The organism is Meiothermus cerbereus DSM 11376, from assembly GCF_000620065.1.
In the GTDB taxonomy this organism is placed as follows: Bacteria; Deinococcota; Deinococci; order Deinococcales; family Thermaceae; genus Meiothermus; species Meiothermus cerbereus.
Genome location: NZ_JHVI01000043.1, coordinates 1 through 9,630, shown reverse-complemented (window position 1 = coordinate 9,630; position 9,630 = coordinate 1). Strand labels below are relative to the sequence as shown.

Genomic DNA, 9,630 nt, shown 5'->3' with positions numbered 1-9,630 from the left:
GCTGCGTTCCTGTTCGTTGGCAGGGGTAACCAGCAGGGCCAGCAGATGACCCAGGGTATCCACCGCCATGTGCACCTTGCTGCCTTTACGGCGCTTGGCCCCATCGTAGCCTGCCCGCTCCCCGCTCTCGGGGCTGGATTGCAAGGTTCGTGCATCATAGATGGCGGCGCTGGGTTGAGCTGCTCGACCCTGCAACAGCCGTAGGGTTTCCCGCAGGTCATGCACCAGATCCTCGAAGACCCCCCGCTGTATCCAGCGCCGAGCCTGCTCGCTGACGATGTGGGGGGGCGGGAAGTCGTGGGGCAGGTACTCCCACTGGGCACCGGTTCTTACCAGCCAGCGCATCTAGAAGCCCTGTGGCTGGGCCTGCGCCAGGGCAACAGCATCAGCTACAGCCATCGGATTCCCCTAGAGCCCTAGGTTTCCTCACCTGGGCCAGAGGTCTTTTGCGGGCCACCGGCTGAATCTTCTCCAGGTTCTGCCGGCCCTGCAGGCGGGCCCAACTAAACGCCATCTCGACCACCGCCTGCAAACGCACCTCCAGCGGCAAAGCCTGCCAGCGCTCTTTTTCCGAGGGAACCTCCTCGAAGCGGTATTTGCGGGCAACGGGTTTCATAGCTCCTCGATATCGCGCAGGTCAATGCTGCGTCCAAAAGCCTTTTTCAGGGCGATAAAGTCTTCACGAGAGACCACCCGCAAGGTAGTTCCCTCCACCTGGTAAGCCTGACTGCGGGCATAGGCCTGATCAAAATCCGGCCCGCTCATCAGCACCAGATCGATCCGGTTGGGTTCGTAGCCGAGTTGTACCACCCCAGGGGTGCTCAAATCTTCAAGTGAGAGTCCCAGGTCGTCGCCCGCAAAAAAGTCTTTGATGGCCTTTAGAAGCAAAGGTGCTTCGCGCTGGTTTACCCAGAGATCCAGGTCTTTGGTGTAGCGGGGTACACCCAGGAAAGCCAGGGCGTAGCCACCAATAATCATCGAGTGGGCACCTTGCGCGTTCAGACAGCGGATGAATTCAAGCATCTCGTGGGTCATGGGTTCCCCAGCGCCTAGAGCCTTTCATAGTCTAGCCTATGCTAGTTAGGACTTACGCAGTTGTGTAGTGCTTCACCAAAGCGAGACCACCTAAGATGGTGGCAAGCCGAGGTGAAGTATGGGAAAGCTCAAGCCAAAGGAACGCAGCGTGGAAGAAAAGGTAGCCATCGTGTTGAGCTTGCTGCGGGGTGAGGTTAGCGCGGCTGAGTTGTGCCGCAGGTATGGCACCACCGAGAACAGCCTCAACAAGTGGAGGGAACGCTTCCTGGAAGGAGGTAAAGCCGGTCTGGCAGGGCGCAAAGATGAGGGATTGACTGCCCTGGAGATGGAGAACCGCCAGCTCAAGGAGGCCCTGGCCGAAACGGTGCTGAAGCTGGAGATCCAAAAAAAACTCAAGGGTCTTTGAGTGAGGGCAGCCTGAGCTTCGAGCGGATGGAGCAAGTGCGAGGAGAGATGGGATTGGGGGTGAATCGTTTCTTGAAACTGGCTGGGATAGCCAAGGCCACCTACTACCGCCGAAAACAGGGTGGCCAGGCTCGTTCTTGCCCAGCGCAGCAACAGATCGTCCAGGAGGTGAGTACCTACGCCGAACAACATCCCCGCTATGGCTACCGCCGGGTGTGGGCCTTGTTGGCCCGGGAGGGCATCTCGGCCAGCCCCAGCACGGTCTATCGCCTGATGAAGCGCTTTGGGCAGCTGCAACAAAGCCCTAGACGCAGGGGTTACCGCTACAGCCTACCCCCACGACCCGAGCGTATGGGTTTGACCGTGGGTTTGGACTTTACCAGGTGGGGTAAAGCCAGGCTTTGCAAGGTGATCGAGTATCAGAGCCGCTACTGCCTGGCGGCAGTAGCCACCCTGACCGAAGATGCCCAGGCGGCGAGCAATGCCCTGGGCCAAGCCATTCTTCAGGCTGAGCAGCTCAAGCTCCCCACTCAAGGCATCGAGGTCAAGAGCGACCAGGGCACAGCTTTCAAGGCCAACGCCCGCGAGGATTACAACACCCGGCGTCCGCACCAGGCGTTGGATTACAAGACCCCACTGGAGGTTATCCGGTCAGCTCAGGAAACTGGTATCGTTTAGGTGAAGCACTACAGCCCCTGCCTGCCATCGCCCCCACCGGGAAGCGGCGGCAACCCCCAGGCCTCAGGGACAGGGGTAGGATGGGGGTGTATGGAAGGTGAAGCTCAGAAAGCCGCCTACTTCCACGCCACCCTGCGGGCTGCGGGCACCCTCCTCCCCCCCGACGAGGAGAGGAAGCACCCCACCCTCCGGCTGGAGGGCGGCGGGCTGGAAGGGGAACTCCCCCTCAAGCCCGAGCGCCTCTCCCCCACCGCGGGCCGGCACCTGCGAAAGACCCTACAGAGACACCCCGAGGGGACAGCGGTGGGCCTCGTCCTCTGGCCCCGGACCAGGGAGGAGCAGCTGAACCTGCAGGCCGCCCAGGTAGGCTTCCTGCACGTCTACCCCAGGCCCGAGCTGGCGGGCACCTTCAGTGCCCTGAGCCTGCCCCAGGCCTGGGAAGTGGCCAGCGGGCGGCTGCTGCTGGAGGTGCGGCCCAACCAGGGGGGCGGCCTGAACCGGCCCTTCGCCCTGAAGCTCTTCCTCCCCAGGGGCCTGGAGGTGCCCCCGCAGCTTTGGGAATGGTGATGAGCCTGGCCCTGTTGGTCTACACCCTGGGGGAATGGGAGCTCAGGCGAAAGCTCCTGGAGGACCAGGCCAGCCTACCGGATCAGAAGGGTAAGCCTACCCAAAGACCCACCCCACGCTGGGTGTTCCAGCTCTTCCTGTGGGTGCGTCTGGTGGTGCTGGAGGGCAGGCCCCGGGTGCTCAACCTGACACCCCATCACGAGACGGCAGCCCGCCTGCTGGAGGTGGAGCGATATTATCTCCTGGAATAAGAATTGTGCGGAATGTCGGTATTTTGCTTTCAACTGAGTAACTCCTATTGAAACGGAAAAAACACATGATGATGAAAATTTATAAAGAGTTTAATTAAAAAAAATTGATGTTAAATTACATCATCAAGAGCAGTCGTAGAAATGCGTCCTGTACATAGATTAACCAGGGTATTTAGCCAAGTATTCCGATACCTTGGAGGCATTTTTAGCCAAGTATTCCGATAATTAGCGAGGCCAAAATGACCGAGTATTCCGATACCCCCCTTATGAACTGACCAAGTATTCCGATGGTATCCCCTGTTCAATTAGCCAAGTGTTCCGATAGGGACAGGGCCCAACTAGCCAAGTATTCCGATAGCCCGTGACCCGCAATTGACCAAGTATTCCGATAGTCTGAAGGTGAAATTGACCAAGTGTTCCGATAATGGCTGTTCCCTGCTTAGGGCCTGGGGCGACATGTAACTTATTCTTTGCTGGACGATGCTTCTCTCAGTTTTATGGCTATTTCATAATAGAAAACTAGCCAAGTATTCCGATACCCACCAGATGAAAACTAGCCAAGTATTCCGATACTCAACTTCGCTGGCGCAACGTGGGAACCAGTATCGCCCTGAGGTGATCGGACTTCCTCGAAGCGGTTGCCTTATTGTCGCAATCCACATATGATTGCGTTATGAAACAGGAGCGTTTGATTCCTCTGCCCGAGTATGCGCGGCTGACAGGAACGCCCGAGACTACCATCCGTCTTCACCTGAAAGAGGGGCGAATTCGCGGTGTACGGCTGGGGCGTTACTGGTATATACCCATGGAAGTGGAGGTTGAAACCGAGACTGCAAGGGCGCGGGTCTTCACCTTCTTTACCCACGCCGGGGGTGCGGGCAAAACCAGCCTGGCCCGTGACCTGGGGTTTGAGCTGGCCTCGAGGGGGTACCGGGTGCTTCTGGTGGATGCCGACCCTCAGGCCAACCTGACAGCCTGGATGGGGATGGATCCCGGTGAGGTGGAGGATCGGGAAACCCTTATCTCTGTGGTTCATGATAAGGGTTTCCCCGACCCGCGCCGGGCCATCATCCAGGGGGTGGCCCTGGATCTGGTTCCCGCCAACATGAACCTGGCCATGGCCGAGGTCATGGTGCCCACGAAAAACCTGGGCATGGTATTGCTGCGAACCGCTCTGTACGAGAGCGGCCTTCTGGATCGCTACGATTTTGTGCTGGTGGACTCCCCTCCCTCTCTGGGCTCCATCGCAGCCATGTCCGCGCTGGCCGGTGAAGGGCTCATTGTACCAGTGGAGACGAGCGCCAAGGGAATGCAGGCGCTGAAGGGGGTGCTCGAGGTGAGCAAAGACTATCTCCGCACCCTGCTGGCCTTGCGCCTCCTCTCCCCTACCCAGGCTGGGTTCATTCGTCTGCTGGTGCCTACCAAGTATGATTCGCGCACGGTCCAGGACCGCAAGATGAAACTCCTTCTTGAGGAGGCCTCAAGGGTGGGCCCGCTTGCACCACCTATTGCCTACCGGCCAGCCCCGTACAAAGAGGCCATAGACCAGGGTTTGCCCGTACAGGCTGTGAGCGACGAAAAGGTACATGAGGAGATGAAGGCGCTGGCCCAGGCCTTTCTCCAGTCCCTGGGTTTAGAGCACAAGGAGGTTAGCCAATGGGCGTAATGGAGAAGATGTTCAGGGAGGCTATGGGGCTTGCAAAAGAGGTCTCGAGCCTGGGTCAGGGTCTCACCCTTCCCCTAACCTCCCTGCGAACCCATGCACAGCCCAGGCGGCATTTTGGGAGCCTGGAGGAGCTGGCGGAGTCGATCCGGAGGCAAGGCATCTTGCAACCACTGCTGGTGCGCCCGGTGGGGGAGGGCCACTACGAGATCGTGGCCGGCGAGCGGCGCTACCGGGCAGCCCAGATGGTCGGATTGAGCGAGGTGCCTGTGCACATCCTGGAGATTTCGGAGCACGAGGCCCGCTTGCTGGCCCTGGTTGAGAACCTTCAGCGCGAGGACCTTAACCCATATGAGGAGACCCTGGGGCTGCTGGATCTGCTTTCGCAGGAGCTATCGCGGAGCAGGGAAGAGGTGGTGACCCTCCTGCACCAGATGCGCAATGAACGCCGGGGAAAATCTACCCATAACGTTATGGGTAACCCCGAAACCATGAGGGTTGAGGAAATTTTTCGGGTGCTGGGCCGCATGACCTGGGAATCCTTCGTACAGAACCGCCTACCCCTGCTCAGGCTGCCGGAAGACCTGAGGGAGGCCCTTGAGGCAGGCACGATTTCCTACACAGTGGCCTTGGAGCTCAAGAAGGTCAAGGATGGCGAAAGGCGCGCCGAGCTGCTGGAGGAAGTTAAGGCCGGACTCTCGTTGCGTGATTTGAAAACCAGGGTGCGCGACGCTCTGCAGAAGGGGAGACCGGTGCTTATCTGGCATAGGGAAGCTGCAAAAAAGCTGGCTAAGCTTGATCTGGATAGATTACCTGCAGAAAAGCGTGTAGAAGTAGAGGAGCGATTAAGGGCGTTGCTAGAAGTACTGGAATGAACGAACGGGGGTTTTTGACTTAAGCTTTGGACATGAAGGTTCTACTCTATGAGGGCCTCGAGGTGCCCCCGCACCTGGAGCAACGCCTGGATCGGGTTCTTGAGTCCCTTCGCCAGGACCGTCCCCAGCAGGCAGAGGTAAAGAAGCTCTCACCAACCCCATACTTCCGGGCCAAGCTAAGCGATAAGGACAGGCTCCTTCTCAAGCTTGTACGGGCTGATGGTGAAGGGGCCTGGCTTGTTCTGGAAGTGATCCCCAATCACGCCTACCACCGCTCCCGATTCCTCCGGGGGGCGGTGGTACAGGAGGAGGCTGCCACCTCCATAGCAGAGGAAACAATGCAGGCAGAGACCTTGCACCACCTCGACCTGAAGGCACCGCGCTTCCACCTGCTGGACAAGCCCCTCACCTTTGACGCCCTACAGGAGGAGGTTTTAAAGGCCCCCCTGCCCCTGCTGCTCTTAGGCCCTGCTGGCTCTGGGAAGACAGCCCTGATCCTGGAGAAGCTGAAGCGTCAGGCGGGACGGGTCTTATACACCACCCTGAGCCCCTTTCTGGCCCGGGAGGCCCGCAGGCTCTACTTCGCCCACGGTTATGAAAACCCCTACCAGGAGCCAGAGTTTCTTGCTTTCTGGGAGTTCCTGGAGACCCTGGAGGTGCCCAAGGGGCGGGAGGCCACCTTCCGGGACTTCCTTCGCTTCTTTACCCCCAAGGCCCACACCTACCGTTTCACCCACGCCCATGCTCTTTTTGAGGAGTTCCGCGGGGTTCTCCTGGCCAATCCCCAGGGACCCCTGGATCTGGAAGCCTACCTGGCCCTGGGGGTGCGGCAAAGCCTTTATCCTGCAGAGATTCGCCCTCAGGTGCACCAGCTATTTCGCGGCTACCTGGACTTTTTGACAGAAGAAGGCCTTATGGATCCAAGCCTGCTATCCCACCATTACCGGAAGCGGGTGGAACCCCTCTACGATTTTGTGGCGGTGGACGAGGTCCAGGATCTTACCCTGGCCCAGGTGGATCTCCTCCTGGGAAGCCTGAAGACCCCGGGGAGTTTCCTCCTAACGGGTGACAGCCACCAGATTGTTCACCCCAACTTCTTTTCCTGGGCCACCCTGAAAAGCCATTTCTTTCGGGAGGACGCCCAGGCCCTGGAACGGATCACCGTGCTCCGCGGCAACTACCGTAACGCCCGCAGGGTATCCGAGCTGGCCAACCGCCTTCTAAAGTGCAAGCAGGTTCGATTTGGCTCGGTAGACCGGGAGAGTACCTACCTGGTGGAACCGCAGGGAGAGCGGGAGGGGCGGGTCCTCCTCTTGCAAAATGACCCCAACCTTCTCAAAGAGCTGAACCAGCGAATCAGAGAAAGCGCCCAGGTGGCCGTCCTGGTTTTACGGGAGGAGGACAAGGAAAGGGCACGGCAGCACCTCTCTACCCCCCTTCTTTTCTCTGCCCAGGAGGCCAAGGGGCTGGAGTATCCTACGGTCATCCTCTTTGCCCCTGTGGGGAGCGCACCAGAGGCCTACCAGGAGGTGGCCAGGGGTGTAGAACCTCGGGATTTGGAAGGGGATCTGATCTACCGCCGGGCCAAGGACAAGGGAGACAAGTCCCTGGAAATCTACAAATTTTTCACCAATGCCCTTTACGTGGCCGTTACCCGGGCGGTGGAGGAGGTGATATGGGTGGAGGGAAACCCAGACCACCCCCTTCTCCACCTGCTGGGGCTAGAGGTGGGAAAGGAGCTTGTCGTAACGGCCCAGACCTCCAGCCGGGAGGACTGGGCCAGGGAGGCGGTACGCCTCGAGGCCCACGGCAACCTCGAGCAGGCCAAGGCGGTGCGGGAGGCCTTCCTCAAGGAAAAGCCGGTGCCCTGGACCGTGTTCGACCGGGAGCACGTGGAGGGTCTTCTGGCTGAGGCCAGCCGGGGCAACCTTAGCGGAAAAATGCAGAAGAAGCTTTTTGAGTACGCCCTTTTCCACCGAGTTCGCCTCATCATCCGTGTTTTGGCCGCGGAAGGTCACGAGGGGGCTAAATCTGTTATCCAGTCCATCTGGTCCAGGCCAGATTATCTGGAGCAGTTATACCGGGAACAGGAGCGCAAAATCCTAAAATCCTATGAAGGCAAGGGCTGGAAAGAGGTGCTCTGGGAGGTGCGGGACTTTGGCCCCAACTACCGTACCCCTTTGGGGGCCACGCCCTTGATGCTGGCAGCCCGGGCAGGCAACACGGAGCTCATCGCGGCCCTCTTAGAACAAGGGGCAGACAGCGAGGCCCGGGACCCGTTTGGTTACACCCCCTTCCTCTATGCCCTGGAACGAGCCATGCTGGACAGAACCTTTGCTAAGGAGCGACTACCGGGCGTGGTAGAACGCTTGGCCCCCACGGCAGTGGATGTTCAGGTGGAGGGACATCTATTGCGTATCTACCCCCAGATGACTGAGTACTGGGTCTTTCTGGTCTCGCTGGCAGCCTTGAAGCTACTTAGTAGTCCGCCCCCCAGGGGCCCGCTGTCTGAGGAAAGTGGCCTTGCTGCCCGGTTCCTTGCCGAGGTTCTGGGAGCCCTTCCCTCTGGCCTTCTGCCCTCTACACTGGGTCGCAAGGAAAACCTGGAAGAGCGCAGATCGTACCTGAGTGGGGTTCTAGCCCGGAACGAGATTCAGAGCACCTACCGCCCAGCCCGTCGCCTGCTGCAACGTGTGAAAAGGGGGTATTACCTACCCAACCCCGATCTGCTCCTGCGTACGGGGGAAGGTTGGGCTCCTCTGGAGCAGGTTATGAATATGCATCAGCTCGGTCTGATCTCAGGCTTCTCCCCATAGGAGAGAGCATGGCTGCCCTTTAGCCTGGGGATACGGCGTGGGGAAAAGACCCTGCTGGCCTTTGGAGCGGTAAGCATCAGGGGGTGGTCAAGGGGATTGCCCTGTTGACCCTGTTGTGGATAGCGGGGCAGGCCCTGATCCCCCTGGTGTACAGACGACAGTCTGTCCCGAAGGGGATCGTCCTGTGCGACTTCCGGGTCTACGACAAGCCCCAGGGTGGGAAGACTAAAAACGACCATTTTCAGCAGATGCTGCAGCAGGCCAAGGCGCGGGGGTTCGCGCCGGAATATGTCCTGATGGATAGCTGGTATGCCGGCCTGGAGAACCTCAAGCAGATTCGGGACTTTGGCTGGCTATTTCTGACGCGGCTGAAGGGCAACCGCCTGGTCAACCCGGATGGGCAGGGCAATGTACCCATCGGTGCGGTGGAAATCCCCGGGGAGGGGCGGGTGGTTCATCTTCGCGGTTTCGGGTTCGTCAAGGTGTTCCGGACGGTCTCTAAAGACGGGGATGCGGAACACTGGGCCACGAACCATCTGGAGATGATCGAGGAGGAGCGGGCGAGGTTGGCGCGGCAGGGATGGGGCATAGAGGTGTACCATCGGGGGCTCAAGCAGTGCTGTGGAGTAGAGAAGGCCCAGGTTCGCAAAGCGGTGACCATGCTCAACCACCTTTTGCTGGCGATACGAGCCTTTCTGAGGTTCGAGGCCTATCGGTTGAAGATGGGGGTGAGCTGGTATGAGGCGAAGACGGTGATAGTTCGCGACGCCATCCGAACCTACCTGGCTCGTCCTATCTACGAGTTTGCCTCAACTGCGTAAGTCCTAATACTATTGCACACTATTAGAAATACTAGAGTTTATCTCCTTCGGGGCCAGACCCCGGAGTCAGAGCAGGTCGCCCGCAAAAGAGGGGATAGCTCAAGCCGAGGTCCCGGATGTTGTAGCGGCGGTGCCTACCGCTGGCGAGAGCCGGGAAGAGGCGGCGGTGGTTCCCCTCAGAACCCCCCGGCTTTAGCCGTTTGCGACCTGAAAGGGTCGGAGAGGAATACCAGTAATGGACTCTGTAATACCCAGATGCCCCTACCCAAGCGTGCGAAGGAGTAATCCGACGTGCGGAGCCTTGGGGACAATGTTTCGGCAGCAGGGAGCCTCAACCCTGCTTCGAACTAGGGGGAGCTTGGGACGGGTGAGCGAAAGCGAACCATCGTTTGTACGGCCCGTTAAGGCGAACTGGCGAAAGAGGCTGTCACGCCAGAACCAAAATGGTAAGTGGGTAGGACTGGTCGGTACGGCTACGGCCAGCGGTATTCATAAATCCCACCGGGTCACAGATGGCAC

General features: G+C 59.2%; 8 protein-coding genes and 3 pseudogenes. 8 read left to right on the top strand and 3 right to left on the bottom strand.

Annotated features, from left to right (window positions below; all coding sequences use genetic code 11):
- The 3 genes and pseudogenes from Q355_RS15940 to Q355_RS0112835 form a co-directional block, all read right to left on the bottom strand.
- Positions 1-339: pseudogene (locus Q355_RS15940) on the bottom strand (transposase); the annotation flags it as partial.
- A 46-nt stretch (positions 340-385) separates the two neighbouring features.
- The gene (locus tag Q355_RS0112840; RefSeq protein ID WP_027878148.1) at positions 386-616 is read right to left on the bottom strand and encodes a hypothetical protein; all 231 of its coding nucleotides are present in this window, start codon (positions 614-616) and stop codon (positions 386-388) included.
- A complete protein-coding gene (locus tag Q355_RS0112835) occupies positions 613-1,035 on the bottom strand; it encodes a nucleotidyltransferase (RefSeq protein ID WP_027878147.1) in 423 nt (140 codons plus the stop codon). The genes Q355_RS0112840 and Q355_RS0112835 overlap by 4 nt, the downstream gene beginning before the upstream one ends.
- Positions 1,036-1,153: 118 nt before the next feature.
- Between Q355_RS0112835 and Q355_RS0112830 the strand changes: the two genes are divergently transcribed.
- The 8 genes and pseudogenes from Q355_RS0112830 to Q355_RS15925 all read left to right on the top strand — a co-directional run.
- The gene (locus tag Q355_RS0112830) at positions 1,154-1,441 is read left to right on the top strand and encodes a transposase (protein WP_027878146.1); all 288 of its coding nucleotides are present in this window, start codon (positions 1,154-1,156) and stop codon (positions 1,439-1,441) included.
- The gene (locus Q355_RS0112825; RefSeq protein ID WP_027878145.1) at positions 1,438-2,118 is read left to right on the top strand and encodes an IS3 family transposase; all 681 of its coding nucleotides are present in this window, start codon (positions 1,438-1,440) and stop codon (positions 2,116-2,118) included. Before Q355_RS0112830 ends, Q355_RS0112825 begins: the two co-directional genes overlap by 4 nt.
- A 90-nt stretch (positions 2,119-2,208) precedes the next feature.
- Positions 2,209-2,685, top strand: coding sequence for a hypothetical protein (locus Q355_RS0112820; protein WP_027878144.1), 477 nt, complete (start codon positions 2,209-2,211; stop codon positions 2,683-2,685).
- Positions 2,670-2,936: pseudogene (locus Q355_RS15935) on the top strand (IS1634 family transposase); the annotation flags it as partial. The gene Q355_RS0112820 and the pseudogene Q355_RS15935, both read left to right, overlap by 16 nt.
- A 673-nt stretch (positions 2,937-3,609) precedes the next feature.
- Positions 3,610-4,602 carry an AAA family ATPase gene (locus Q355_RS0112810; protein ID WP_027878143.1) on the top strand — a complete coding sequence of 331 codons (993 nt, stop codon included), beginning with the start codon at positions 3,610-3,612 and terminating at the stop codon, positions 4,600-4,602.
- Entirely contained in the window at positions 4,602-5,474 is an 873-nt protein-coding gene (locus Q355_RS0112805) for a ParB/RepB/Spo0J family partition protein (protein WP_027878142.1), read from the top strand. The genes Q355_RS0112810 and Q355_RS0112805 overlap by 1 nt, the downstream gene beginning before the upstream one ends.
- A gap of 32 nt (positions 5,475-5,506) precedes the next feature.
- On the top strand, positions 5,507-8,290 hold the full coding sequence (locus tag Q355_RS15930) for an ankyrin repeat domain-containing protein (RefSeq protein ID WP_051529427.1): 2,784 nt from the start codon (positions 5,507-5,509) through the stop codon (positions 8,288-8,290).
- A gap of 62 nt (positions 8,291-8,352) precedes the next feature.
- Positions 8,353-9,111: pseudogene (locus Q355_RS15925) on the top strand (IS701 family transposase); the annotation flags it as partial.
- Positions 9,112-9,630: the final 519 nt, after the last annotated feature.

What these genes read in the sequence shown, in the direction of transcription:
- Q355_RS0112840 (WP_027878148.1), bottom strand. Translation starts at nt 616, where the DNA reads ATGAAACCCGTTGCCCGCAAATACCGCTTCGAGGAGGTTCCCTCGGAA.
- Q355_RS0112835 (WP_027878147.1), bottom strand. Translation starts at nt 1,035, where the DNA reads ATGACCCACGAGATGCTTGAATTCATCCGCTGTCTGAACGCGCAAGGT.
- Q355_RS0112830 (WP_027878146.1), top strand. Translation starts at nt 1,154, where the DNA reads ATGGGAAAGCTCAAGCCAAAGGAACGCAGCGTGGAAGAAAAGGTAGCC.
- Q355_RS0112820 (WP_027878144.1), top strand. Translation starts at nt 2,209, where the DNA reads ATGGAAGGTGAAGCTCAGAAAGCCGCCTACTTCCACGCCACCCTGCGG.
- Q355_RS0112810 (WP_027878143.1), top strand. Translation starts at nt 3,610, where the DNA reads ATGAAACAGGAGCGTTTGATTCCTCTGCCCGAGTATGCGCGGCTGACA.
- Q355_RS0112805 (WP_027878142.1), top strand. Translation starts at nt 4,602, where the DNA reads ATGGAGAAGATGTTCAGGGAGGCTATGGGGCTTGCAAAAGAGGTCTCG.
- Q355_RS15930 (WP_051529427.1), top strand. Translation starts at nt 5,507, where the DNA reads ATGAAGGTTCTACTCTATGAGGGCCTCGAGGTGCCCCCGCACCTGGAG.